This is a genomic window from Streptomyces sp. MMS24-W38, from assembly GCF_059889265.1.
In genome coordinates this window covers 184775-210055 of the sequence record NZ_JCBCPP010000002.1, presented here as the reverse complement: position 1 = coordinate 210055, position 25281 = coordinate 184775, and the positions used below count along the sequence as shown (strand labels likewise).

Sequence of the window (25281 nt, the reverse complement as noted above, 5' to 3'; positions counted from 1 at the left end):
CCACATCGCTGCGCGATGTGTAAGCGAACCTCCGCGCTGCGCGCGGAGGTTGCGCTCCCGCTCCGCGGGAGCGTTGGCGGGTGGCTGCGCCACCCGCACAACCCCGATGCTGCGCATCAGGGTTGACGCTCCGTCCGCTGCGCTCCCGAAGCAGCGGGGACTGCGTCCCCGCGAGGCGGCCTCCGCTGCGCTCCAGCCACCGCGTGGGCGCTCCGCACCCCAACCGCCGGCCCCGCTACGCGGGACGGCCAACGGGCCTGCGGCCCGAGCAGCAACAAGGGGAGGGTGGCTGGGGCCGGTGAGTCTGCATCAGGTGATGCAGCATGTAGCTTTGGCAGATCCGGGCTACCCCCTAAGCTGCTTCAAAAAGCATTTCGGATCAATTCTGGAGTCAGACTGTACCCGGCGCATACACGCGCGTCATCCAATTCGCTCGCGAAACGGTACGTCTTTTCATCGGCCTGACGGCACCGGAACCCCCGTGCCCATCACAGGAATCGGTGAAACCGCATGACGCGCCACAGTGAAAATGGGATGACGCCCATCACTGGTGAAGAATCCATGATGCCCATCAGTGGTTGAGGGGATGGCGAAGTCCTCGTTGGCTTGAATCAGTTGGGCGATTTTTCGCTGGTGGGCCTCAGCAGCGTCTTACCCAGCGGTAGCGCGTCGAGCTGGTGCTGCCACAGCGCGCGGTCTGCTGCAGCTTCTATTCCTCCGGGTCGGTCAGCCTGCGCGCCTGCACAGGTTCGGTCACCATCCTTCCAGGAGTCGGACGGGCGTCACCGTTCGTCCGACTGTCCCAATCGCTCCTCGGCCAGCCTTCCTCGTCACAGCGCTAGGTGAAGCAGGGAGTGTGTGGGCAGTCTGGTCCTGTCAGTGCTGGTAGACCTTTGTTTGGGTGGGCGATGGCGTAGGTTGCGGCGGCCGGCCACGGTGGCCTCGGTCTCGCGCATGGTGCTCAGTGGGTGGGCGATGGGCGGATGGGTCGAGATGTGTCCACCTTGAGTGAAGTTGTCGTATCGGACGGCTCGTCGTAGGGGTCTGTCTTATCCAGCGCATCGAGCCGAGGAAACGTCACACCGCGTGTGTTCGATGCGGTTGCAACGCCTTGTGTCTACGTTTTGCGTCCCTTGTGGACACAGCAAGCATCGCTTTTAGGTCACCGCGGCTTGAGGACGGAATCCGTGTAACCCTGTTTGTCGTCTAGGTTCGGGATATGGGGGCTCTATGGGGCAAGTTAGCTTCCTCCTGCCATGAGTCAGGAGGCCGCAGTGGTGAAGCCGGAAGGGTTTTTCGTTTTGCGTGTTCCAGTACCCCAGTGGTTTCTCGTCCGGGTGCCTATTGTGATCCATCTGACGTTTGAGCATGCGCGCCCGGTGATGCCAAGCGTGGTTCCTGGTTGGGTAGTTGCCGAATGCGTGTGTCCTGAAAGTAACTTCATCGGTAGTGATCTTCCCGCCTAGAGTCCTGACGTCCGTGCGACCTCGCACAGACGTTTGAGTTGACCTATCGGGAAGGACACGGCACTTCGTGTATCCATCCACACGATCCATCACGCCAAGACGCAGAAGACACAGCCGAATCGCGGCGGCCGCCGCGCTGCTGCTGATCGCCGAGGTGGGCATCGCCGTCACCGGACAGGCCGCCGCGGCTCCCGCCCCGGAGCCCAGCAGCGAGCCGGCCAAGGTCTCCCAGCCGTCCAAGGCGGAGATCCTCGAGGCCCTGCCTGCCGATGCGGGTGAGGTTCCCACCGCACGGTTCAAGGCGCGGCGCACCGGCGAGAAGGTGGAGCTCACGTCGCAGACGACGGATACCTCCAAGACCTTCGCCAATCCGGACGGCAGCTTCACCACCGAGATGACGGCCGGCACCGAGCGCGTCAAGCGTGGCGGGAAGTGGCAGACGGTCGACGTCGGCCTGGTGCGCCGGGATGACGGCTCGGTCGGCTCCAAGGTTCACCCACAGGGCCTTGAACTGGCCTCGGGCGGCGGCGCCAAGGCACGGTCGCTGCAGGCCGCGAGCGAGGCTGCACCGCGGGATCTCGTCACGCTCGGCAGCGGCGACACCGCTGTCACCCTGCAGTGGCGCGGTGGTCTGCCCGAGCCTGTGCTTGACGGCGCCACCGCACGGTACGTGGACGCGGTGCCCAACGCCGACGTGCGCGTGGAGGCAACTCGGACCGGGTTCGAGCAGTTTGTCGACATCAAGCAGCGCCCCACCGGCGACGCCGACTACGGCTACACGCTGCCGCTGAAGGCCAAGGGGCTTGAGGCCAAGGCCAACAAGGACGGCTCGGTCAGCTTCACCGACCGCACAAGCGGCAAACTGCGCGCCGTCATGCCGGCCCCGGTCATGTGGGACGCCTCCACGAGCAAGATTTCCAACAAGCACGAGAACCGGGCCCCGGTGGGCATGAAGGTGGTCAACAAGGGCGGCGGCAACGTCGACCTGGTCGTCACCCCGGACAAGAAGTTCCTGGCCGACCCGGCAACGAAGTACCCGGTCACGGTCGACCCGTCCACCTCCGCGCTGTCCAACGCCTTCGACACCTACGTCCAGCAGGGCGAGACGACGGACCTGTCCACCGACACCGAACTCGACATCGGTGACCCGGGCACCAAGAACAGCGACGGCACCCCGCGCACCGCGCGCTCGTTCATCAAGTGGAACACCACGCCCATCAAGGGCGCGCTAATCGTCGACACCAACCTGTCGCTGTACAACTTCCACTCGGGCAACACCGACTGCAAGAACTACGGTTGGGGTATCTGGGCCACCAGCGTCGCCTCGACCACCAGCCGGTGGACGAAGCAGCCCACCTGGCAGCAGCAGTACCACACCGGCACGGAGACCAAGGGCCGGACCGAATGCGGCGGGGACGGCTGGATCAACGCCGACGTCGACAACCTCGTCCAGTCCTGGGCCTCGGCCAACGCCAGCTCCGGGCACATGGGTCTGCGCGCCACCGGCGACTCGACCTCCCACTGGAAGCAGGTCAACTCCGCGAACAACGCGGCCAACCAGCCGAAGCTGTCGGTCACGTACAACTACCGGCCGGGCAACGGGCACGACCCGAAGGCCGGGCCGCCGTTCACGCAGGACTCCAAGGGCGTGTGGCAGACCGACACCCTCACCCCGACCCTTCAAGCCACGTTCGACGACGCGGACGGCGACAAGGTCAACGGCACCTTCGACATCCGTGACGCGGTGACCGACGCGAAGATCGGCGACTATCTCGTCTCGCCGTGGACCGACGTGGACAAGCCGACCGAGGTGAAGGTTCCCGCGGGGCTGCTGACGGAGGGCAAGAAGTACAAGTTCCGGGCATCCGCCTACGACGGCACGCACTTCGACACCGGGTGGACGCCGTGGGCCGAGTTCGTGCCCACGGGGACAGCCGACCGTCCGCACGCCGTCGACATCACGCTTCCCGCGCCCAACCCCACCGCTCCCGAGCCGGCGTTCAACAACAACCCCATGTCGGCCTTCGACTACAACGGCTGGGACCCGGCTTCGGTCGGTAAGTCGCGTACGTTCAAGCAGGACGGCGCCACCATCACAGTGACGCCCGAGAAGGAACGCTCCCAGGCCGCCGCGGACTCCATCAAGCGTTCCAGGCAAGTGCAGAAGAGCCAGCCAAGCACGCGTGACTACACCGGCCCGGTGCTCGACAACGACTGGTGCGACACCACCCTGGTGGGCCAGAAGTCCTACTTCAACCGCACCGAAGCCTGCCTGATCTACACCTGGACCGCGACGGCAGACGACGAGACAGGTGTCCCCACTTGGCGTCAGAGCTGGGAGTTGATGTGGCAGATCAAGCTCGACACCGAGGGCGACACCATCAAGCAGTGGCTCCAGGTACAGCCCATCGAGGGCTCCCACAAGCCGCTGGAGCCGTGGCCTGCGGCGCCCAGCGCACTGGGTCTCAACCTTGGCGCCGCGTGCAACGCCGGCTGCACGGACAACGAGACCGGCTTCGACTTCGCGAGCGACCGCAAGCCGAACTGGGGCAGCGGCCTCGACTACCACATGGCCGAGGGCAATGCGACCCTGACGTGGGACGGCAGCGTGGCCAATAGCTCGGGCACCAGGGACATCGATCTGTCCAAGGAGCTCCCGCTGTGGATCCACGGTTTCGCGACCACGAACGCGCCGGGACTGGTGATGACGCAGCCCGAGGCCGGCACTCCGTTGTTCAAGGCCCGTTGCGACAAGGCCAGCCTCGCCGGCAACAAGGCCCCGGGCTGCGTGTTCCCTGGCTTCGTGCCCGGCTACGTCATCAACAGCGCAAAGGCTCCGGCCGCGGCGGCACACGCCTGGCTGTTGCGGAACAAGACGCCCAACCTGATCGGGCGCGACCCACTGCACCCGTTGAACTACCTGCCGAACGCGGCCCGCAACGAGGGCAACGTCGACCCGGAGAAGACAAACCGCGGCAAGATCTGCAACACCAGCGGCACGGGGGCCTTCAAAAAACACCCCGACACCGGTCTGTTCGACGAGCTCGTCTCCACGGGAACGCCCGACTCCATCTCCTGTGACGAGTACGCCTTCAACGCCACCTATCAATCCGGTGGCATGCCCGCCGACAAGGGCGGCACGAACGAGGTCAGCCACGGCGGAGAATGCGTCCAGACCTACGCCACGAAGACCAAGCTCTACGACGACCTGTCGTACGCGGCCCCAACGTGGAAGGAAGTCTGCGGACGCTCCTCGATGTCCAACTGGGTGAACGGAGCCGCGATGAACCGGTTCGGCTCCACGTTCGCGCCCCAGTTCCGGCTGCTGGATCACGACGCCTACTGGGTCCAGATCCCGGGCCTGGACGCGTGCGACGCCTCCAAGGCAACGGTGAAGTGCGAACTGAAGCCGTAACCGGCATGTGACACGCAATAACGCCCCCCAGCCAAAGGCTGGGGGGCGCCGTGCTTGCCCGGGTCAGTCGTCATCCTCGGCATCAGGAATCTCCGGCGCCCACGCCCCCTCTTCCAACTGACTGGCCGCATCCTCGAGAAACGCGGAGAGCATGGACCCTTCGGGGAGGTGCTGGTCCTGGAAGTTCCACCGTCCGACCTGCCCGTAGTACTCCCCGGGGGTCGCGTTGACGAACAGTCCACTCTTGCCGTCGGGAACACCAGTGCCGAACGGAATCCAGGTGGGCTCGTAGAACTCCTGGCTCAGGTTGGTGCCGTAGAGGAACCTGGACGCCTGCACGGAATAGAGCATGTCCCCCGGCGGCAGGAACTGGCGGGCCAGGAACTCCTCTTCCGGATCGCCCCATTCAACTCTGTCGCCGCTTCCGTTGTTGCACATCCACAACGCCTTCAGCCCGGGCGGGATAGCCACGGCCGCAGAGATCCGCGTTTCGAAGTCCATCAACTGATCTGCGGTTGCCGCTGGTTGGAGCGTGGCGTACGAAGCCGGGGCGTGCAGACGCAACCAGCTCTGTATCCGGCGCCATGCAGCAACGACGCGCTCCGCTTCATCGGTACTCATGCGGCCCGATCATACAAAGAGACGCACATCCTCAGGGCGGGCATTCGCCCGGCCGACGGCGCCCCCCTCAACGCCACACCATCGAGCAATGACAAGCCGGACGGAAGGTCACGTACCGCACTCTCAAGCTGGTCCCTCATGTCGGAGAGGTCTTCGAGGGCGTCGTAGGCCTCCAGCCGCAGCACCCGGTGCGGCTTCTTTTTCGTCACCAGCAGGCGGCCGGCCGAGGTGTCGATGCCGAGCGCGGGTGTTCCGTTCACGTTCAGCGGCTGCTGCCCAGAGGTGCTTGACGTCTTCGGCTCGCTCGTCGTCGGCGGTGACTTCTCCAGGTCAGTCAGGGCCTTGTCCAGCACGGCCGCCAGCTTCAACGGGGCGATGGTGTGAACTGCCCCGGGTTCGGTAGAGATCTCAGATTGTGGTTGTGACCTGTGGTTTCTTGGATTCCATGTAGTGATTGGCCTCGTACTCGACGGGTGGGACGTGGCCTATCTCACCGTGGAGCCTGCGGTGGCAGTACCAGTCGATCCACTCGGCGGTGGCCAGCTCGACCTGAGAGAGGGTCTTCCAGGGCCGCTGCGGCTTGATCAACTCGGTCTTGAACAGGCCGATCGTGCTCTCCATCAGGGCGTTGTCGTACGCATCGTCGACAGATCCGATCGAGGCCGCAATGCCGGCCGCATCCAGGTGTTCGGCCAGCCGGAAACTGGTGTACTGGCTGCCCGCATCGCTGTGGTGTATCAACTCGCCGCGAACATAGGGATATTCATCGCGGTCGCGCTGCCACAGCGCCATCTCCAGGGCGTCCAGGACGAGCCGGGTCTCCTTCGACGTCGCGGCGGACCAGCCGACGATCCGGCGGGAGAAGGTGTCGACGACGAAGGCGACGTAGACCACTCCGGCCCAGGTGGCCACGTGCGTGAAATCCGCGACCCAGCAGCGGTTCGGCGCGCCGGCGACGAAGTCGCGGCCCACCCGGTCCGGTGCCCGCTCGGCCTGCTGGTCCGGGATGGTGGTGACCACCCTCTTGCCGCGGACGGCGCCGGCGATGCCCAGCTCACGCATCAGCCGTTCGACGGTGCAGCGGGCCACCGCGTGACCCTGCCGGTTCAGCTCCCGCCAGATCTTCCGGGCCCCGTAGACACGGTAGTTGTCGGTGTGGACCTGGCGGATCCGCTCCTTGAACTCCGTGTCCCGCACGGAACGGGCGGACGGGGCGGCCAGGCGTTTCTTGTGGGCGTAGTAGGTGGAAGGGGCGATCTTGCAGTCGTGCTCGGTGAGTGTCCTGCAGATCGGCTCGACCCCGCCGAAGCGGTCCCGGTGCTCGTCGATGAACGCTACGAGCGTGTGTGTGGCCGGTCGAGCTCGGCCGCGAAGAAACCCGCCGCCGCCTTGAGGATCTCGTTGGCCCGCTTCAGTTCGGCGTTCTCCTTCTTCAGCGCCTTGAGCTGGGCGGATTCCTCCGTCGTCGTCCCCGGCCGCGTCCCTGAGTCGATCTCGTGCTGCTTCAGCCAGTTCCGCAGTGTCTCGCGGGAGCCGATGCCGAGCTTGTCCGTGACCGCCTGCAGGGCGGCCGTCTCGTTCGGGTGGTCGCCGCGCACCTCGGCGACCATGCGCACCGCACGACGGCGGAGCTCAAGCGGGTAACGGGAAGGTCGTGCCATGACTCGATCCTTTCATGAAATTGAGTCTCCATTCGAGCCGGGGCGGTTCACCGCCTGCTCCCCGCACCTGCGGGGATGGTCCCGACCGGCCCTGTGTCGCCCAACGACGCGAGGAAGCAGCTGCAGTCCTCTCCGCGCGAGCGGAGGTGAGCCAGCCTGCGTGACGCGATCAGAGCAGACGGCACCGACTGGCTCACAAAGCGGGATGAGCTGGTCACGGTCCTGGCAACGACAGGCCACGGAGAAGCTGTTGCCCACAACCTGCGTCCTTCGTAGGCCTTCGGCAGGGAGTCGACTCGCTTGGTTTACCGCGGTAAACCAACGGGTGCCATGGGTGAATCATCGGAGTCGCCGTCAGCGGCGTGGGGCCGTCTGGAATGATGCTCGTGCCCGCAGTACCGGAACACACGGGAAGCATACGGAGCATCAGATGCAAGCTGCTGTCTATGTTGTGTCCATCGACCCACAGGCCTCCACGGTCTGGTGGGCGAACAGGATCACGGATCTACCCTTCGACTTCTCTCAGGAGCATGAGACTCCTGAAAACTTGGCGGTCCTCAAAGACACTGGTGCCAAGGTCGTCGTCATTGCCAACCAGAAGGGCGGCGTCGGTAAGACCACCGTCACCCTCAACCTCGGTGCTGTCGTAGCTGATGTCCTGAAGGGCTCCGGCCAGCTTCAGTACGTCTTCATCGACACCCCTGGCAGCCTTCAAGATGAGAACTTGCTCCTTGAGGCCCTGAAGTACGCCCACGAAGTCATCGTCCCTATGCCGCCGGAGCCGCTCGCCTTCGACCCGACCGCCCGCACCATTGCGAAGGTCATCGAACCCACCGGTCTGCCGTACAGGGTCCTCGTCAACAACTGGGACCCTCGAGACGGCAAGGCTGACCTTGAGGAAACCCGCGGCTACATCGCCGCGCAGGGCTGGCCGACGCTGGAGTCGGTGATAAGGCGCTACAAGGTCCACACCCGGGCTTCCGCCGAGGGCAAGGTCGTCACCCAGTACGAGGAGAACCGCCCTTCCTACAAGGCTCGCGAAGACTTCTACCGCCTCGCCATCGAGCTCGGTTACGGCGGTGGTCGCTGATGGGCCGCCGCACCAGCCTCGCCTCTCTCGCCGGCGCCAAAGTGGAAGACGTTCCTGGGCGCGGCGATGCAGTACTCCTTTCGCTGCCCCTGGACAAGCTGCACTGCACTCGCTTCAATCCGCGCCGCAGCTTCGGAACCGAGGACGAACTGCGCGATTTCGGAGAGAAACTGAAGAAGGAGCAGCTTCAGCCCGCGGTCGCGGTGTCCCGCACTGCCTACCTCAAGCTTTGGCCCGGGGAGGACGAGCGGGTCGGGACCGCCTCCTACGTCATTGCCAACGGGGAGCGGCGCTACCGAGCCTCCAAGTTGGTCGGCCTGAAGACCATCGAAGTCGTCCACCGTGAGGAGGTCGCCAAGTCCAAGGCCGACTTCCTTGACGCCGTCCAGTCGGAGAACAACGACCGTAAGGACCTGGACGCCATTGAGCGGGCCATTGCCATCGAGACCATGGTCACCGAGCTTGGCGGCGCCGATCAGGTAGCCGCCTACTACGGCAAGACCAAGGGCTGGGTCAGTCAGCAGCGCAAGCTCCTCAAGCTGACACCAATGCTGCAGGACCTGGTGAGCTCCGGGGAGATGCCCATCCGGGTGGCCCGTGATATCGCCGGCCTACCGCAGGAAGATCAGGCAGCCGCTTGGCATGAGGAGCTGGAGCGTCGACGCCTGGAGAAGCAGGCCGCCGCCCAACTGCGTGCTCGGGCCGTCAGCCCACCGACCTCCTCCTCTGCGCCCATCGCACCGCGGGATTCCGGCACGGCTCGGTTTACCGCGGTAAACCACGAGCCAGCGAGCGCTGGGCCCATCGCGGAACCTGCCGAGACTCTCGAGGCACGGTTTACCGCGGTAAACCAGGGTGAGGGATCCAACAGCCCGTCATCGCCGTCAGGTCGTCCGACTCCGGTTCCCAGCCCACGGCATGACCAGGCTGATCGAGTAACGGATCTCGCAGAACAAAGGGACGGTAAGTCTCCGCGCCAGCTGCCGTACGACAACGCCTTCTACGTCGCGCGGCACCTGCACCTCAAGATGGAGCTGCCGGTCTTCGCTCAAAACGCTCGCCTGATGCTGGGAATCCTGCAGGAGCAGCATCCCGACGAATACAGCGCTCTGCTACGCGAGCTAACCAACCAGGAGCAGCAGCCGACCTGACGTCAGAGGGCGTTAAGTCCGTTTCTGGTAGCGGCCACGTCCGGGCTGCTCGAGGAATCCCTGGCGGACGAGTCGTCCCAGGCGGGAGCGGGTGACGTTGATCGAGGGCTCGTCGGTGGGCAGGCCGAGGTGTTCGTGCAGATCGCGGACGCGGAACACCTTATCGGGGTGTTCGCTGAAGGCAGTCACGATGCGCTGGTAGACGGTGGCGGTCTCCGCGGAGGCCGTTTCGTAGTCGGGCGGGGCGAGGCCGTCGATGACCTTGCGGGTGGCGGCGAGCTCGGCCAGGCGGGCCTCGGTTTCGGCGAGGGCGGTGGTGAGCTGCTCGATCTGCTCGCGCAGGTTGTCGGCGCGGGCTGCGGTCTCGTCGTGTTCGGTCTGCAGCAGCCGCAGGAGTTCGGAGACGTTCACGCGGCCAGCTCCACCGCGGCGCGCCAGGCGGGGGTGGGGTGGTGAGGCGGCGGAGCATGCCGGCGGTGGAGGCCCAGTAGACGCGGGAGGCGGCGTTGTCGGGCCGGTGGTCATAGTCGCGGGCGAGGCGGCGGTGGAGCATGAGGGTGCCGTTGACCTGCTCGACGATCCACCGTTTCGGTTGCGGGACGAAGCCCTTGCCCTGGTCGTCGGGGTTGCGCCGGACCACCTCGACGGTGATGTCCTTCACCGCTCCGTGGATGATCACGGCGTCCTTGAAGCCCTGGTCGACCAGGGCCTTCTCCAGGCGTATCCCGCATCGTTCGGCCGCCTGGTCCAGCAGGGCGATGCCGGCCTCGTTGTCGTGCGCGCTCGCGGCCAGGACCACCACGCCGATGATCAGGCCCATGACGTCCACGGCGAGCCCCCGCTTGCGGCCGGGCGTCTTCTTGTTCGCGTCCAGTCCCGTCGTCTCCTTCGGCACCCCGGCCGCCACGCGGACGGACTGGGTGTCGATGATCACCAGGGACGGGTCCTCTCATCGCCGGGCCCGCTCCCGCACCTGGCAGCGCAGGATCTCCTGGATCCGCTGATCGAGGCCGTCCTTGCGCCACAGGGTGAAGCAGTAGAACACCGCCGACCAGGCGGGCAGGTCATGAGGCAGGTAGCGCCACTGGCAGCCCGTCCGGTTCTGGTACAGCAGCGCGTTCACGACCTCCCGGAGATCACAGGACCCGGGGTCGCCGGTCGCCGACCGCGCCACCCGGTCCCGTTTCCAGGCCGTGATCATCGGCTCGATCAACGCCCACTGTTTGTCCGATAAGTCGCTCGGATACGGCTCACGCTCCATGCCGATATCCGAGCATGCACATGTCCAACCGCTGCCCCGAACGGCAACCAGTCACACGAACGAGCGATCACGAACCGAGAGAGATGGGACTTAACGCCCTCTGAGAACTTCGACGCCGTCCTCGCCCACGAAGCCTAAGAGAAACGGATCACAACACCGATGACCACGCGCCCGTACGTCATCCTCTCCGCCGCCATGTCAGTCGACGGATACCTGGACGACACCAGCCCCGATCGGCTGCTTCTGTCCAACGAGCCCGACTTTGACCGCGTCAACCAGGTCCGCACGGAGTCCGACGCCATCCTGATCGGCGCGAATACGATGCGCCGGGACAATCCCCGCCTGCTGGTGAATAGTGAGGAGCGGCGCACGCGGCGCATCGCCGACGGCAAGCCCGAGTACCCGCTGAAGGTCACCGTCACCGCGAGCGGCGATCTGTCCGCCGATCTCAAGTTCTGGCACCACGGCGGCCAGAAGTTGGTGCTCACTGTGGACAGCGCCGAGGAGAAGGTGCGTGCCGCCCTGGGTGACTTCGCCGACGTTGTCAGCGTCGGCCCCGAGCTTGATTGGGGCCTGGTCCTCGATGAGCTGGGTCGTCGCGGTGTCGAACGGCTAATGGTGGAGGGTGGCGGCACCATTCACACTCAGCTCATGGCGCAGAACCTGGCCGACGAAGTACACCTAGCCATCGCCCCGTTGCTCGTGGGGCAGCCCGAGGCAGCCCGGTTCTTGGGCGCCGCCGACTACCCGGGCGGTTCGACGGCCCGGATGAAGGTGCTGGAGGTCAGGGCAATCGGCGATGTCGTCTTCGTTCGTTACGCACCGAAGGAACGTTCTACCGAGAACTAGAGCTGACGACACGCCGTCAACTCCACCTGAAGAAGTGCAGAACTATGTATAGTTCCGGATCACGTAAGGAGAGGGGGATCAGTGTCTGAGCTACTCAACGCAGTCGATGCTCTACTCGCACGGCCGGACGCCATGCCGCCGCCGGACGTCCGGGCTCGGCTGAGGAAAGCCGACGGGTTGACACAAGAAGAAGTCGCCGAAGTCTTCGGTGTCACCCGCGTGGCCTTCCATCGCTGGGAGACGGGTTTGGCGAAACCTCGCCGACGTCACCTCGAGGCTTACGTTCGCCTGCTGAACGGCTGGGCGGCAAAGCATCCAGAGGCAGCACAGGCTCCGGAACCAGAACGACAGGCTGGATAAGGAGATTGATGCCAACCGGTCCGTAAACGCCGAAGCGGCCCCGTCGCCACAACGGGACCGCTTCCTAGCGATCGACTCGATGCCTACCAAAGCCCTGAGTCGTGAGCAGCGAGGTGACCTCGTCTGCCGGGTGATGCCCGTGAGCCCTAGAGCCCGCGTGGTCACCTATACCCAGGATATGCGCGGCTTCGCGCGCATCGCCACTATCCCGGGTCGGCAGTTACGTCACACTCGCTGATCACGACTCCCCTACTTGGGGAGATGTCCTCCTTTGCACAGCCCACATCACCCGCCCGTCGGCCCTGCTGGCGAGGACTTCGGGTCCACCTACCTGGAACGCGCCTGGGAGCCGCCAGAAGAGGTCATCCTGCGGCGGGAGCTGGTGCGCACGCCCACGCTGCAGCCGGAAGATCTCGGCGTCCTGGCGGAGCTGCTGCTCCGTGACCCGCGCCTGCCGTCGACCATGGAAGCCATCCGCGCCGACCTCCAGGCGCGCGGCTGGAGGATGGGCAAGGACCGCTACAACGCCATCGCGGCGCGTCTGACGAAGGCCGGCCACCTCGCCCGCGTCTCGGTCTACGACGACACCACGCAGCGCCCTACCTGGGTCACTCGGGTCTACCGGAACCCCGCGAACAACGAGCAGTACGTCGATCTCGGCATCGCCGCATCAGCACAGGTCAGTGCCGGATTGCGGGAAACCCGCAATCCGGCCGACATCCCCGGCTCCGAACAGCGGGAAACCCGCGTTTCGCCTGGTCAGAGCCGGATCGCGGGTTTTCCGCAATCCGGAGCCGGATCGCGGAAAACCCGCGATCTGAAAACCCGCGTTTCGCCTGGTCAGAGCCGGAATGCGGGAAACCCGCGATCCGCTCCGCACCCCCCACACCCCCCGGAGGAGGAGGATTCCTCCTCCCCTACCCCTCCCACGCGCACCACGGGATCGCTCCCGTCACAGAGGGAGGAGGCGGAGTTCTCCCCGGAGGAGCTCTCGGCGGCCCGGGAGTTTCTGCAGCAGATGAAGCGCTGGCAGGCGGGCGCGGCCACGGCTCGCCGGGTGGCGCCGAAGCTGCTGGCCACGATGCGCGAGCAGGGCTGGCCGTCCCTGGTCGGCATGACTGCTCAGGACCGCGCGCTGCTGGAGGCCGATCTCCTGCGGAACACGGGCGGCGCTAAGTCCTGGGTCAAGTGCCTGCCCGGGTGGGTGCAGGACCTGCGGCGCTACGCCCTGGTGCGCCCGCAGGCCGCTCCCGCCCCGACCAACAGCCCGCGGCCGGCCTCCTCCCGCGCCGTCATCGCCGCCTGCCCGGCGTGCGACGAGTACGGCTGGCTCCTGGACGACGACGACAGCGGCCCGCAGCGCCGCTGCACGCACCCCGGCATCACCCGCAGCGCAGTGGAGGCGGTCAAGTGACCACCCAGACCCTGGACCAGGAGCAGGCCGTGTCGGTGGACGCGGAGCGCCGCGCGCTGGGCGCCTGCCTGATGGCCACCCCCTCCTACGACCCGGTGGCCGACGTGGCCCTTGCCGTGCGCGAGGGCGACTGGCACGAGCCCGCGCACGAGCTGGTGTGGTCGGCCGTGCAGCGGCTGCACGGGGCGAGCCGCCCGACCGGCGTGCCGGCCGTGGAGGCGGAGCTGCGCCGCACCGGCGACCTGGAGCGCGTCGGCGGCGTGGTGGGCCTCTCCCGGCTCGCGAGCGAGGCGTGTTCGGCGGCCGAGGCCGGCCACTACGCCGACCTGGTGCACGGCTACGCCCAGGTGCGCCGCTACCAGGCCGCCCTGGTGCGCGGGATGCAGGGCGCCCGCCTGGCCGACCCGCTGGCCGTACCGGAGACCATCGCCGCCCACCAGGCGGAGCTGGAGTACCTCACCGCCGACGACCAGACGGGCGACGACGACTTCGGCCGGTTCGGCGACCACCTGGACGCCCACCTGGACGGCCTGGCGGTGTCCCTCCCGGCGGCCGCCGTCACCGGCTTCACCGATCTGGACGCCCTGATGAAGCTGATGCCCGGGCAGATGATCGTGGTCGCCGCCCGCCCGGCCATGGGCAAGTCCGCGTTCGCCCTCGGCGTGGCCACCGCCAACGCCCGCACCGGGGCCCCCACCCTGGTGCACAGCCTGGAAATGGGCAGGGCCGAGGTCAGCAACCGCATCCTGTCCGCCCGGGCCCGGGTGGCGTTCCACCACATCCGCGACGGCGTCGACGGCCTCACGCAAGACGACTGGGACCGCCTGGACCGGCACACTCCCGAACTGCGCGGCCTGCCGCTGTGGATGGACTACTCCGCCCGCCTCAGCCCCGCCCGGATCCGCTCGCGCATCAAGACCATCGTCCGCGAGACCGGCCGCGCGCCGCTGGTGGTGGTGGACTACCTCCAGCTGATGCAGACCGACCAGCGCAATGCCCGGCAGTCGCCGTATGAGCGGGTCACCGAGATCAGCCGCGAACTGAAGATCCTCGCCGCCGACACCGGCGCCGTGCTCATCGCCCTCGCCCAGCTCAACCGCGGGCCCGAACAGCGGCAGGACAAGCGGCCGGCGGTGAGCGACCTGCGCGACTCCGGCGCGCTGGAGCAGGACGCCGATGCGATCCTCCTGCTGCACCGCGAGGACTACTACGAGCCGGAGTCCGGACGGGCCGGGGAGACCGACCTGATCGTGGCCAAGCACCGCAACGGGCCCACCGCCACGGTCACGGTGGCCCACCAGTTCCACTACAGCCGCCTGCGCGACATGTCCGCCGCCGAAGAACCCGCCCTGTAACAGCCCTGGACGTCGCTGTGCAGCCCGTTCCGCCCGGCGCCGGGCAACTACCCCGGCCCGGCCGGGAACACCGCGCAGCGGCCCCCACAGACGATCATGAACGGAGAGCCCGATGGGCATCGTCGGAAACGGCCTCGAGCGGGCCGTACAAGGGGCGTTCACCCGGCCCATCCCGAAGTCGGCCGGTGTGCAGATGCGTTACCTGGTCAAGCAGCTCAAGGGCACCCGCGCTGTGGCCGACGCCCTCGGCGTCTCCCAGCGCACCGTCGAGCGGTACGTGAAGGGCCAGATCAAAAAGCCCCGGGCGGACCTCGCCGCGCGACTGGAGCGTGAGGTGAAGAAGCGGTGGCAGCCGCAGATCCGGGCCAAGGCCCGGCAGAAGGCGGCGACCACCGGCGGCATCGTCATCGACACCCGCGCCCGCCTCGGCTACACCGCGCCGATCGGGTCGACGGACCAGGACCGCATCCGGCACCTGACCGTGGCCCTGCCGCCGCAGTACGCCGCCCGCCTCTTCGATGCCCAGGAGGCCGGCGTCGGCGACCAGCAGTTGCGGGAGATCGCTGCCGAAGCACTCAAGGAGGTGTACTTCCAGGACAGCGGCCGCCGCGCCGGCAGCCTGGAGGAGGTCCGCTTCACCGACATCGAACACCTGGAGTTCGACCTGTAGACGCCGGCGAACCCGGGGCGGTGGCCCGTTCCATGCTGGTCATCGCCTGGCAACTGATCAACGACCCCGACTCCCGCTACCAGGAGCTTGGTGCCGACTGGCACCAGCGACACCTCAACCCCGCCCGCAAGACCCGCGACCTTGTCCGCCAGCTCCAGGCCCTCGGCCTCCAGGTCACCATCGCCCCCACCACCGCATCCTGACCACGCCCACCCCATCCACAGAGTGACCGGCCGGCGCACGAGACCGTGTTCCGGGCGATCCTCGACGTCCACGGCAAGGGCGAGCCCGCCGACCCGATCACGGTCGCGGCGCACCTGACCAAGACCGGCGAGCTGACCAAGATCGGCGGCGCTTCCTACCTGCACACGCTGGTGCAGCAGGTGCCCACCGCGGCGAACGCCGCGTACTACGCCGAGAACGTCTACGAGGCCGCCGTCGCGCGGAACCTCGTCACCGCCGGTACGGACATCGCGGCCAGCGGGTATGCCCGCAATGGCGGTGCCGAGGAGCTCGTCGAGCGGGCCCAGGAGCGGCTGTACGGGGTGGTTCGCCAGCGCGGCGACGAGTCGCTGCTGGACGCCTCACAGGGCATGGACGAGACGTTCGACGACATCGAGGCGGCCGGGAAGCGCACGAAGGGCGAGCTCACCGGCGTGCCGACCGGCTTCACCGACCTCGACGCCTCACCCTCGGCCTGCAGCCCGGCCAGCTCATCCTGATCGCCGGGCGGCCGGCCATGGGCAAGAGCACCTTCGGCCTGGACATCGCCCGGGCGGCCAGCCTCAAGCACCACCTGTCCAGCGTGTTCTTCTCCCTGGAGATGAGCCGCAAGGAACTCCACATGCGGCTGCTGTCCGCCGAGGGCCCCGTCGCCCTGCACCACATCCGCTCCGGCCGGCTGGACGATGCCGAGTGGGCCCGGCTGGCCAAGGCCAAGGCCAAGATCGACGCCGGGAGCCTGCTCCTGGACGACTCCCCGGAACTGACCGCCCTGACGATCCGGACCAAGGCCCGCCGACTCAAGCAGCGCGGCAGGCTCGACCTGGTCGTCATCGACTACCTGCAGCTGCTCCAGTACGGCGGCGGCCGCCGCCCCGAGAGCCGTCAGCAGGAGGTCTCCGACATCTCCCGCCAGCTCAAGCTGATGGCCAAGGAGCTTCAGGTGCCCGTCGTCGCGCTCTCCCAGCTCAACCGCGGGCCCGAGCAGCGCACCGACAAGAAGCCGCAGGTCTCCGACCTGCGCGAGTCCGGCTCGCTGGAGCAGGACGCGGACGTGGTGATCCTGCTGCATCGCGAGGACCAGTACGAGAAGGAGTCCCCGCGCGCGGGCGAGGCGGACCTGATCGTGGGCAAGCACCGCAACGGGCCGACCGCGATCATCACGACCGCCTTCCAGGGCCACTACTCCCGGTTCGTGGACATGGCCCAGACCTGACGGCCTCGCCAAAGGGTGTGAGGCGCCCTCGCAGTGCCGATCTCCTTGCCCGGCGATAAATCCCCTGTCTGGCTAGGAGATCGGCGCTCAGCGGCCCACATAGCCGATCATGTACACAGCTCCGCATCCAGGGGGAAGCTCAGTCGACGGCTGACACACATCCCGGCAGGAACCTCAGGGCTTGAGTAATCGCGTCACTCTTCCGCCCGGAACCAGACAGTCCAGGCCAAGCCAACGCCTAAAGGTGATCAGCGAGGGAATCGTCACCCTCGGTTATTTGCGCCACCTCACAGTGAGCACGCTGGTGCAGGATCAGGGGAGGGAGATGCGATGGCAGTGGGCAGCAGGCACATCGTGCGGCGGGGGACAGGCGCTCTGGGCGTGGTGACGGCGGTGATGATCGCCATGGCAGCAACAGCACCCTCTGCGGCCGTTACGAGCGGCCCGAAGGATGCCGCCCCGGTGGTCGTGGCGGCGGCCGCTCTGAGCGATCCGACTCCGGAAGAACAGGAGCGTCTCCGGGAAGTGGCGGGAGCGATCTGGACGCCAGAACTGGCGGCCGGATGGAACATGAATGCCGGGGTCGCCGACGTCCTGTCGACGGCCACCGGGGAAATTCTCCGCTGCAGCGAGGCCTTTTCCCTCGTGCCACGTCCACCGGGCTTCGTGCCCGGACTCGGCTACCTGGTCAGCTACTGGAAGAACCTCCGCGACTACTTCCTGGCGGTGAAGGACAACCGGACCTACCGCGCCTGCGTGGTCACCGCCGCGGCCAACTACCGCTCACCGATCGAGATGGCCTCCATGGGTATTTGAGGGGGCTTCGGCCATGTCCGGCTCAGGGTGCGTACCTCGTACTGAATAGGCTCAGGGACTGGCGTGGTGGCTGACGCCCCGTTTCCAGTCCCCGCCGCTTCAAATCCCTCCGCCGGTCCCTGTTGGGCTGAGGCGGCTTCGCGTGCGGCAGCGCTCGCGAAGCTCGCCTCGTGGGTGGCACCAGTGGCTCTGAGTCTGGGGTGGTGCCGACCGCGATGGACAAGCATCAGAAGGCAGAGCCGGCTGTCCCGGTCGGGCACGACAGGTTCCCCGCCGACCGAGGACCGCCGTCAGATGAAGAGTTCCGGTAAACGAAGAGGATCCGCTCCAGACGCCGGCCGTGTCTCGGCATCCGGCACGTCAGCACACGTCGATGCCGTCAGCCTTGTCGTTGTTCGCGCTGCCGACGTTGCTGCTGGACGACGGGGCGGTGGAGGTCCAGAGCAGGGTCCAGGCGCCCGTCCAATTGTAGACGCGGGTCTTGGTTCCCGACGTCTGGTTGTTGTGCCAGGAGGTGGTCTTGTCGCTGAACCCCCAGTCGGAGAGGTCGAGGATGCCGCCGCAGTCGGACCAAGTGAGGCGACGTCCGTCGAAGTTGCTGTGCTCGTACAGGCACGTCCACTTGTAGGAGCAGTTCGGCGATCCCATGGCCGAGAACGGCTCGTCTACGGCCCGTGCCTGCTTCTCGCCGGGGAGCGGGAAGGTCATGATGGCCTTCCCGCCACGCCACGAGACCTGGTTGAGGCCGATCTGGCGGCCGTTCGGCACGAGCGCCATCTGCTTGTTGATCTGGCGCTGCAGCTCCGGGATCTGGCTGTGGTCCAGGCCGGCCTGAGCCGCCTGCCGCGCGATCGTCGCGTCCAGGGCGGTGGACGCACTGGTGGGGCTGGCGGCTCCCGCGATCAGACAGAAGCTGGCGGTGGCGCCGACTGCGAACTTGACGAGCGACTTCATGGACGTCCGCATAATTGCTCCCGGTTCCGAAATGGGTGGTTGCCCTTTGGCGTTGTTCAGCATCGGGGATTTTCGACGTCGAATCCAGGTTCTTTGGCGTAGGGCAAAACACGCTGCTCGTCGTCGTGTCAGACATGCGCGATTCTGACTCATGCGAAGGGGAAATCTGATGCTCAGGGTGCATTTCACCAGCGAGGATCTGCTGCGCACGAGGGTTGCTTCGGGACCGGATCCGCTGTGGGAATCAATACTCAGCGTTCATCTGCTGGGAAACCGCGAAGGGCAGGCCGTCTTCGACGTCTGGCGCGCGAGTGCTCGCTTGCGGCTCCGAGGCCTCCCGCCGGAGCACGTCAGATTGATCCGGCACATCGCACCGCCGTCCGGCGATTTCCCCGATTTCCTTACGCCTCACGAGGCAGGGCACGGCATCAGGGCGGGCATCGACGTCCTTCTGGCCACACCTGCGCGCCGGATACGGCAGGAGATGGCTGCCCTGCCCAAGATGCCAGCGTGGATGGACCCGCTGGCCCACGGCGATCCGGCCGCATTACGGCTTCTCGGGAAGTCACTTCACGGGTATCACGCTTCTGTAGTCGCGCCGTTCTGGTCACGCATTCAATCACTCGTCGATGCCGACAGGGCGACACGCGCACGATCGGTTCTCGAAGGGGGAGTCGAGACACTGCTAGGCAGTTACCGGCCGATACTGCGGTGGCGTCGGCCGGTGCTCGAGGCCAATTATCCCGTCGACCGCGAGCTTCACCTGGAGGGGAGGGGTTTGCTTCTCGTGCCTTCGGTGTTCTGTTGGCGCAGACCGGTTACTCTCATCGATCCGGATCTTGCTCCGGTACTGGTCTATCCCGTTGCTCGTGGCCCGCATTGGTGGACCTGTGGCCGAGCGGTCCCGGGCAGAGGCAGAGCCCTGGAGCGATTGCTGGGAGCGAGCCGCGCTGCAGCGCTCCGCAGCATCGAGGACGGTTGTACGACCGGGGAACTGGCCCGGCGCATCGGCCTGGCTCTTCCCACGGCCAGCCAACATGCCACCGCACTGCGTGAGGCTGGACTGACCGCTTCCCTGCGCCGGGGCAACACGGTGATTCACATCCTCACCTCTTTGGGTGTGGCCGTGCTTGCCGCCAACTCCGACTAAGAGGCGATTCCTAAAGCGGACGTAGCTTCAAGTTTTCCCAGTTCAGGCATGGTTGCTGCGCCGTAAGAGCATGCTCGGGCCGTCGTATTCGGGTCCCGGTGTGCGGAGGTGGCCGATGCCGTCGGCGATGGGGTTGCTGGAAGAACGCGAGCGGGTGGCGCTCGCGCGGGCCGAGGAGCTGAGGGTGGAGCTGGAGCGGCTTCAGGTCGCGGTGGTGGAAGCGGAGGAGGCCGCACGGCGGGCGGTGATCGCGCGTGAGGAGCTGGTGGCCGCGTTGTCCGGTGTGCCGGCGCAGGTCACGGAGGCGGCCGCCGGGGAGGCGGTGGTGGCCGGTGGAGGTGCGGGCCGGAAGGCCGAGGTGCCGGTGTGGGCAGAGGGCCTGGAGCGGTCTGTCCTGCCGGAGGAGTACGCCCGGATCGTGTCCCTGGTCGAGCGTGACGGTGCCGGGGGCGGCGGTGGTGTGCGGGCGAGGGGGCTGCGGGACGGTCTGGGCTGGCAGGCCACGGATGCGCGGGAGCAGGCGGCCCGGTTCCGGGCGAAGAGGCTGGTGGAGCGGGGGTGGCTCGTCGAGGCGGGGCCAGGGTTGTTCAGGCCGGGGCCGGGCCGGTCCGCTTGAGGCGGCGGGGTGCCGGGATGCCGCCGCGGGCGAGGCGTCGGGTGGCGGGGATGGTGGCCGCCCACCAGGTCATGGCCTCGGCACTGTCAGTGCGCGTTTCGTAGTCGCGGGCGAGGCGGCGGGCCCGGATCAGCCAGGCGAACGTGCGCTCCACGACCCAGCGGCGGGGCAGGACGGTGAAGCCGGTGACGTCGTCGGGGCGTTTGACGATGGTCAGCGCGAGGGCGAGGACGCCGGTGGCGAAGGTGACGAGCCAGCCGGTGTAGCCGCCGTCGGCCCAGACCAGACGGAGTGCGTGGTGCCGCTCGCGCAGGGTTTGCAGCAGGTCGGCACCGGCGTCGCGGTCGCTGACCGAGGCGGCGGTCACGATCACGGTCAGGAGCAGGCCGAGGGGGTCGGTGGCGATGTGCCGCTTGCGCCCGTTGATCTTCTTTCCGGCGTCGTAGCCGCGTGAGCGGGCCGGCACCGTGGCGTCGCCTTTCACGGACTGCGAGTCGATGATCGCGGCCGTCGGCTCGGTGTTCTTGCCGGCCAGTTCGCGCAGGCGGGCACGGAGCCGTCCGTAGAGTTCCTTGATCAGGTCGTTGTCGCGCCAGCGGCGGAAGAAGCGGTAGACGGCCCGCCACTTCGGGAAGTCGCGCGGCAGGCTCGCCCAGCGCACCCCCTCGGCGACCAGGTAGCGCACGGCATCGATCATCCAATGCCACGAAGTTAAGTGCTCGCCGTGAATGTCAAAGGCGGGTGAGATGAGGAGGGGCCTCTGCTATTCAGGGGATCGACCAAGATCTTCCTGAGAAAGCAGAGACCCAGTGGCCCAGTGAGCCTTTCCCGGTAACCGGTCGTCGCTCACTGTGATCGCCGGGCTGTGCTGCGTCCTGTAGACCCCAACTCCGGGCAGTCGCAAGGCCCCTGGTAGGAACGATCTTGCGACAGAAAAGATCCGACCGAGGGGCCTCACGTGCCGACCAGTGTCACATACACCGCCGTGCTCGATGTCCGCTGGTCCACCGCCGAGCACCTGGCCCGGCCGCTGCGGGACCACCGTTCGACGATCGGTACCCGCCGGGGACGACGCGCGCTGGGCTGCTTCCGGCAGGCCGTGCTCATCCTGCGCTGGTTCATCGACGGCACCCGTCTTGCCCAACTCGCCTGCGACAACGGCCTGTCGTCCTCCACTGCCTACCGCTACCTGCACGAGGGGCCGGTAGCTGTCAAGTCAAATGAGACGTTTACGTCGCTATGAGCTTTGTGATTCGGTTTGCGCTCGCTTGGTGGGGTCGTTGATCCAGACCTGGCCGGGTATCTCGGGTGGTTTCGGCCGGCGGGCGAAGCGCTCGGGATGGCGTTCGTAAGCCCCGGCGAGGGCGACGGACCGCTGATCCCTCACCTCGTGGGCGGTGCCGAAGTGGACCGAGGCGGGGGTGTGCAGGCCGATCCCGGAGTGGCGGTGCTCGTGGTTGTAGTAGCTGATGAACGCGTCCATCGACTCCCTGGCGTGCGCCAGGGAGTCGAAGCGTTCGGGGTAGTCGGGTGCGTACTTGGTGGTGCGGAACTGGCTTTCGCTGAAGGGGTTGTCGTTGCTCACCCGGGGTCGGGAATGGCTCCTGGTGACGCCGAGGTCGGTCAGCAGCTGGGAGACCTTCTTGCTGGTCATGGAGGTGCCGCGGTCCGCGTGGACGGTCTCGGGCACGATGCCGTTGCGTTCGATGGTCTCGCGGATCAACTCCTCGGCCCGCTCGGCCGTTCCGGCGCGTTCGACGGTGTGCCCGACGATGTACCGGCTGAAGATGTCGATGATCACGTAGGCGTGGAACCAGATGCCCCTGGCCGGTCCGGGCAGTCGGGTGATGTCCCAGGTGAAAACCTGGGAGGGGCCGGTCGCGACGAGTTCGGGGATCGTCCTGGGCGGGTGGGTGGCCTGGCGGCGGCGTTCGCCGTTCTGTCCGGCGGCCGACAGGATCCGGTACATCGTCCGCTCCGAGCACCAGTAGTTCCCCGCGTCCAGTTCACGTGCCCAGACCTGGGCGGGCGGCAGGTCGGCGTACTCCGGCCGGTTCAGCAGTGCCAGGACCGCGGCCCGCTCGGCCGGTGAGAGGGCCGAGGCGGGCGTGGGTCTTGGGGACGGTTCAGGCTTCGGCCTCGGGCTGAGGCGGCGGTAGTGGGTGGCACGTGAGCGTCCGGTCAGCCGGCAGGCCGCCGTGGTCCCCAACTGGCCCTGGACGCCCGCGAACGCCTCGGTGATCACCGGTGCGGCGGCGTGCTTCAGTCCGCGCTCTCGGAGAGCAGTTCCAAGAGCGCGTTGGCTTTTCCCATGACTTCCAGTGCCGCGTCCCGGCGGGCCAGGTCCTTCTCCAGCCGGGCGACCTTCTTGCGGAGTCGTTCCAGTTCGGCCTGCTCGGCCGCCTGCTTCGGCCGGGCCGGCGAGGTGCGCTGATCGGTCAGGGCGTCCAGAGCGCCGCCGTCGCGGGCCTGGCGCCACTCGATCACGTGCGAGTGGTACAGCCGCTCACGCCGCAGGATCGCGCCCTTCTCCCCGGTCGGGGCGGCGTCGTACTCGGCGACGATCCGCAGCTTGTACTCCGCGGAGAACGTCCGCCGCTTCGGACGGGGCGCCGGATCCGGTCCGGAGCTACGGGGGGTGGTGCCGGCCATGCCGGGGTGTACTCCTGTCTCGCCCTTCCAGCCTAACCCGGCAAAGCGGGCGTCTCAGTCAAGGCTGTCAGAGAGGGCCTGGACCGGGCGATCGGCGCCTTCCTCGCCGCCCGGGCCACCCCGACCGAGCCCGGACTGCGGGCCATCGCCGTCGACGGCAAGGCCCTGCGCGGCTCGCGCACCGCCACGGCCACGCACGTCACCCTGCTCGCCGCGATGGACCACAGCGGCAGCGTTCTCGCCCAGTGTCAGATCGCCGACAAGAGCAACGAAATCCCCGCCTTCCAGCCCCTGTTGGACACCATCGATCTCACCGACAGCGTGGTCACCGCCGATGCCCTGCACACCCAGCACGCCCACGGCACCTACCTCCGCACCCGCGGCGCCCACTACATCGCCCAGGTCAAGGCCAACCACCCCGGCCTGTTCGACCGCGTCCGCCGCCTGCCCTGGCAGGAGATCACCCTCGACCATTACGAGCGCACCCGCGCCCACCACCGCCACGAGACCCGGCGCCTGAAGACCGCTGCCTTCGCTCACCTGGACTACCTCGACGCTCAGCAGGCCCTCCAAGTCGTGTGCTGGAGGCAGGATTTCACCACCGGCAAGCTCACCATCGAACGCGTCTACCTGATCACCAGCCTGCCGCCGGGCGCCGTGAGCGGCGCCCAGCTCGCCGCCTGGATCCGCGGCCACTGGAAGATCGAAAATCTTCTGCACCACGTCCGGGACCGCACCTTCCGCGAGGACGACTCCAAGATCCGCACCGGCCGTCTTCCCCGGGTCATGGCCGGCCTGCGCAACCTCGCCATCGGCGTCCACCGCCAGGACGGCCACACCAACATCGCCGCTGCCCTCCGCCGGGCCGCTCGCGACTACCACCGCCCCCTGACTGCCCTCGGCCTCGCCGGATGAACCCGGACAGAACTGATCATGCAACGGACCCTGGCAGCACTACGCCGAGCAGGCAGCGGCCGAACGAGAGAACCTGAAACCCCGCCAACCCGCTCTGATCAGCTGATCAGCCCCTCCCGAGCAACGGGGGAACCTCACAGCGGGGGAGGGGAGCATCCCACGTGCCGCGTGGAGTGATGACGGTGCAGCCACTCCGCCCTGCCGGATCCAAGGCGCCGGGAAGTCCGCATCCTTGAAGTGGCGGACTCGAGGCGTGGATTCCTAGCGTGCTGGTCGGTGCGGCCAGCCATGCGTGCCATCCGTGTCCGGAGCCACCGAAGGAGCGCTCGTGGAGCATAGACCTGGAATGCATGGAATGCACGAGATGGGTAGCTCCGTGTCCGCTGTGGACACCGCGGGTGCCGTCTTCTTCACCGGATGGGCCGTGGCAATGTGGGCGGCGGTCGCCGTGCTCGCCTATGCGAACCGAGGGCCAGTACGGCCATGGCTGTACCGGACGGCGGTGGCGCTGATCGGCCTGGGAGTCATCGGGCAGATCGGCCACTTCCAAGAGCACATCGCACAGGCGGTTTACTGGATAGCCCACCCGTACTCCGAAGCATGGATGACTCCCTGGGCGAACAGTTTCGCCAGAGGAATGGGGCAGGTCGACACGACCAAGCCGCCGCTCGGTATGGAACTGCTCCATCTCACGGGCAACCTCATTTTCCTCGCCGGTCTGGTCGGCATCATGCAGATCACCCGGCGGGTCGGCGGTCAGCTGAAGTCGCGCAAGTGGGCCAGGACGGGTGTGTGGATGCAGGGCATCCACGGCGTGGAGCACTTCGTTCTGACCCTGTCTGTGGCGCTGGGAGCCAGTCGGGCCATCGGTCTGTCCACCTGGTTCGGCGCGATCGAACCGGGCGTCGCGCTGACGACGTACCGGGTCTGGTGGCACTTCGTCGCCAACCTCGTCGGAACGGTCATTCTGGGGCTCGCGGTCTTCCACCTGTGGCGGGAGAAGCGCAGCATCAGGGTGGCCTACCACCCGGAGCCGGACGACGGCGTCCTGCCCCTCCCCGGCGAAGGAAACCACGAGGACGTGCCGCGAGAGCCTGTTCTGGCCGGCCCCTCGGCCTCCACACGACACCGCCAGCACAGGCCATAGGGGGCCTTTCGGGCGCAGGTTCCCCCCCGGCCGCGGCAGCGGTCCACCACGACCGGTCCCGACGCCTCCGGTGGTGTCCGGGCCGGGAGGCCCGGATGCTGTTCCTTCCGCCGGAGGTGGTGTTGCTGGTCACCGGTGGCACGGCTCGGTGGGGCCGACAGAGGTGGGGGCGGGGTGGGTATGACTTCCTCGCCCCGCAGCGGGACGCGTCGGTCCGCAGCCGCCTCCTGGCAGGCGCGGCAGCGCCTGCCAGTTGACCAGAGAGTGCCGGTCTCGCAGT

At 67.2% G+C, this 25281-nt stretch carries 22 protein-coding genes and 3 pseudogenes; 16 read left to right on the top strand and 9 right to left on the bottom strand.

Annotated features, from left to right (window positions below):
* The first annotated feature begins 1533 nt into the window (after window positions 1-1533).
* Window positions 1534-4881 (top strand): DNRLRE domain-containing protein, encoded by a 3348-nt coding sequence (locus AC6F7H_RS33930; RefSeq protein ID WP_500762545.1) that lies wholly within the window; start codon window positions 1534-1536, stop codon window positions 4879-4881.
* Window positions 4882-4944: 63 nt separating this feature from the next.
* Here the strand turns inward: AC6F7H_RS33930 and AC6F7H_RS33925 are convergent, their stop codons facing one another.
* The 3 genes from AC6F7H_RS33925 to AC6F7H_RS33915 all read right to left on the bottom strand — a co-directional run bounded on the left by AC6F7H_RS33925 (window position 4945) and on the right by AC6F7H_RS33915 (window position 7163).
* Complete coding sequence (locus AC6F7H_RS33925; RefSeq protein WP_500762543.1) at window positions 4945-5502, bottom strand: SMI1/KNR4 family protein; 558 nt, start codon at window positions 5500-5502, stop codon at window positions 4945-4947.
* A complete protein-coding gene (locus AC6F7H_RS33920; RefSeq protein ID WP_500762541.1) occupies window positions 5499-5870 on the bottom strand; it encodes a hypothetical protein in 372 nt (123 codons plus the stop codon). Before AC6F7H_RS33920 ends, AC6F7H_RS33925 begins: the two co-directional genes overlap by 4 nt.
* A 40-nt stretch (window positions 5871-5910) precedes the next feature.
* Window positions 5911-7163 (bottom strand): IS3 family transposase gene (locus tag AC6F7H_RS33915; protein ID WP_500762539.1). Its coding sequence is split into 2 segments (ribosomal slippage): window positions 5911-6881 and window positions 6881-7163, totalling 1254 coding nucleotides; the frame shifts between segments, so codons are not numbered across the junction.
* A 430-nt stretch (window positions 7164-7593) separates the two neighbouring features.
* Here AC6F7H_RS33915 and AC6F7H_RS33910 point away from each other — a divergent pair.
* A complete protein-coding gene (locus AC6F7H_RS33910) occupies window positions 7594-8253 on the top strand; it encodes a ParA family protein (protein WP_500762537.1) in 660 nt (219 codons plus the stop codon).
* Window positions 8253-9404, top strand: coding sequence for a ParB/RepB/Spo0J family partition protein (locus AC6F7H_RS33905; RefSeq protein ID WP_500762535.1), 1152 nt, complete (start codon window positions 8253-8255; stop codon window positions 9402-9404). The genes AC6F7H_RS33910 and AC6F7H_RS33905 overlap by 1 nt, the downstream gene beginning before the upstream one ends.
* Before the next feature lie 12 nt (window positions 9405-9416).
* Here AC6F7H_RS33905 and AC6F7H_RS33900 read toward each other — a convergent pair whose 3' ends face one another.
* The gene (locus AC6F7H_RS33900; protein ID WP_500762533.1) at window positions 9417-9815 is read right to left on the bottom strand and encodes a hypothetical protein; all 399 of its coding nucleotides are present in this window, start codon (window positions 9813-9815) and stop codon (window positions 9417-9419) included.
* Window positions 9812-10665: pseudogene (locus tag AC6F7H_RS33895) on the bottom strand (IS5 family transposase). Before AC6F7H_RS33895 ends, AC6F7H_RS33900 begins: the two are co-directional and overlap by 4 nt.
* A 159-nt stretch (window positions 10666-10824) precedes the next feature.
* Between AC6F7H_RS33895 and AC6F7H_RS33890 the strand changes: the two are divergent.
* The 8 genes and pseudogenes from AC6F7H_RS33890 to AC6F7H_RS33855 all read left to right on the top strand — a co-directional run bounded on the left by AC6F7H_RS33890 (window position 10825) and on the right by AC6F7H_RS33855 (window position 17567).
* Complete coding sequence (locus AC6F7H_RS33890; protein ID WP_500762531.1) at window positions 10825-11514, top strand: RibD family protein; 690 nt, start codon at window positions 10825-10827, stop codon at window positions 11512-11514.
* A gap of 132 nt (window positions 11515-11646) precedes the next feature.
* Complete coding sequence (locus AC6F7H_RS33885) at window positions 11647-11874, top strand: helix-turn-helix domain-containing protein (protein ID WP_363044563.1); 228 nt, start codon at window positions 11647-11649, stop codon at window positions 11872-11874.
* A 382-nt stretch (window positions 11875-12256) separates the two neighbouring features.
* Complete coding sequence (locus AC6F7H_RS33880; RefSeq protein WP_500762529.1) at window positions 12257-13288, top strand: hypothetical protein; 1032 nt, start codon at window positions 12257-12259, stop codon at window positions 13286-13288.
* Window positions 13285-14643: a replicative DNA helicase gene (locus AC6F7H_RS33875; RefSeq protein WP_500762527.1), complete on the top strand. Its 1359-nt coding sequence runs from the start codon at window positions 13285-13287 to the stop codon at window positions 14641-14643. The genes AC6F7H_RS33880 and AC6F7H_RS33875 overlap by 4 nt, the downstream gene beginning before the upstream one ends.
* Window positions 14644-14755: 112 nt before the next feature.
* A complete protein-coding gene (gene tpg / locus AC6F7H_RS33870) occupies window positions 14756-15313 on the top strand; it encodes a telomere-protecting terminal protein Tpg (protein WP_500762525.1) in 558 nt (185 codons plus the stop codon).
* 20 nt (window positions 15314-15333) lie between these two features.
* Window positions 15334-15516 carry a hypothetical protein gene (locus AC6F7H_RS33865; RefSeq protein WP_500762523.1) on the top strand — a complete coding sequence of 61 codons (183 nt, stop codon included), beginning with the start codon at window positions 15334-15336 and terminating at the stop codon, window positions 15514-15516.
* 27 nt (window positions 15517-15543) lie between these two features.
* Window positions 15544-16751: pseudogene (dnaB, locus tag AC6F7H_RS33860) on the top strand (replicative DNA helicase); the annotation flags it as partial.
* Between the two features lie 330 nt (window positions 16752-17081).
* Window positions 17082-17567 (top strand): hypothetical protein, encoded by a 486-nt coding sequence (locus AC6F7H_RS33855; protein WP_500762521.1) that lies wholly within the window; start codon window positions 17082-17084, stop codon window positions 17565-17567.
* A 360-nt stretch (window positions 17568-17927) separates the two neighbouring features.
* Here the strand turns inward: AC6F7H_RS33855 and AC6F7H_RS33850 are convergent, their stop codons facing one another.
* The gene (locus AC6F7H_RS33850) at window positions 17928-18521 is read right to left on the bottom strand and encodes a peptidase inhibitor family I36 protein (protein ID WP_500762519.1); all 594 of its coding nucleotides are present in this window, start codon (window positions 18519-18521) and stop codon (window positions 17928-17930) included.
* Between the two features lie 169 nt (window positions 18522-18690).
* Between AC6F7H_RS33850 and AC6F7H_RS33845 the strand changes: the two genes are divergently transcribed.
* Together AC6F7H_RS33845 and AC6F7H_RS33840 are read left to right on the top strand one after the other, a co-directional pair.
* Window positions 18691-19671 (top strand): ArsR/SmtB family transcription factor, encoded by a 981-nt coding sequence (locus tag AC6F7H_RS33845; RefSeq protein WP_500762517.1) that lies wholly within the window; start codon window positions 18691-18693, stop codon window positions 19669-19671.
* Between the two features lie 127 nt (window positions 19672-19798).
* Window positions 19799-20287 (top strand): hypothetical protein, encoded by a 489-nt coding sequence (locus tag AC6F7H_RS33840; protein WP_500762515.1) that lies wholly within the window; start codon window positions 19799-19801, stop codon window positions 20285-20287.
* Here the strand turns inward: AC6F7H_RS33840 and AC6F7H_RS33835 are convergent.
* The gene (locus tag AC6F7H_RS33835) at window positions 20259-20984 is read right to left on the bottom strand and encodes an IS5 family transposase (RefSeq protein ID WP_500762513.1); all 726 of its coding nucleotides are present in this window, start codon (window positions 20982-20984) and stop codon (window positions 20259-20261) included. The genes AC6F7H_RS33840 and AC6F7H_RS33835 overlap by 29 nt on opposite strands.
* Before the next feature lie 261 nt (window positions 20985-21245).
* Here AC6F7H_RS33835 and AC6F7H_RS33830 point away from each other — a divergent pair.
* Window positions 21246-21488: pseudogene (locus AC6F7H_RS33830) on the top strand (IS5/IS1182 family transposase); the annotation flags it as partial.
* A 36-nt stretch (window positions 21489-21524) separates the two neighbouring features.
* Here AC6F7H_RS33830 and AC6F7H_RS33825 read toward each other — a convergent pair.
* Together AC6F7H_RS33825 and AC6F7H_RS33820 are read right to left on the bottom strand one after the other, a co-directional pair.
* Window positions 21525-22532: an IS3 family transposase gene (locus tag AC6F7H_RS33825; protein WP_500754568.1), complete on the bottom strand. Its 1008-nt coding sequence runs from the start codon at window positions 22530-22532 to the stop codon at window positions 21525-21527.
* A gap of 17 nt (window positions 22533-22549) precedes the next feature.
* A complete protein-coding gene (locus tag AC6F7H_RS33820; RefSeq protein ID WP_500762511.1) occupies window positions 22550-22939 on the bottom strand; it encodes a transposase in 390 nt (129 codons plus the stop codon).
* Between the two features lie 78 nt (window positions 22940-23017).
* Here AC6F7H_RS33820 and AC6F7H_RS33815 point away from each other — a divergent pair, with 78 nt between their 5' ends.
* Window positions 23018-23854, top strand: a complete 837-nt coding sequence (locus tag AC6F7H_RS33815; RefSeq protein WP_500762566.1) for an ISAs1 family transposase — start codon at window positions 23018-23020, stop codon at window positions 23852-23854.
* A gap of 364 nt (window positions 23855-24218) precedes the next feature.
* A complete protein-coding gene (locus AC6F7H_RS33810) occupies window positions 24219-25001 on the top strand; it encodes a DUF6008 family protein (RefSeq protein WP_500762509.1) in 783 nt (260 codons plus the stop codon).
* The last annotated feature ends 280 nt before the right edge of the window (window positions 25002-25281 follow it).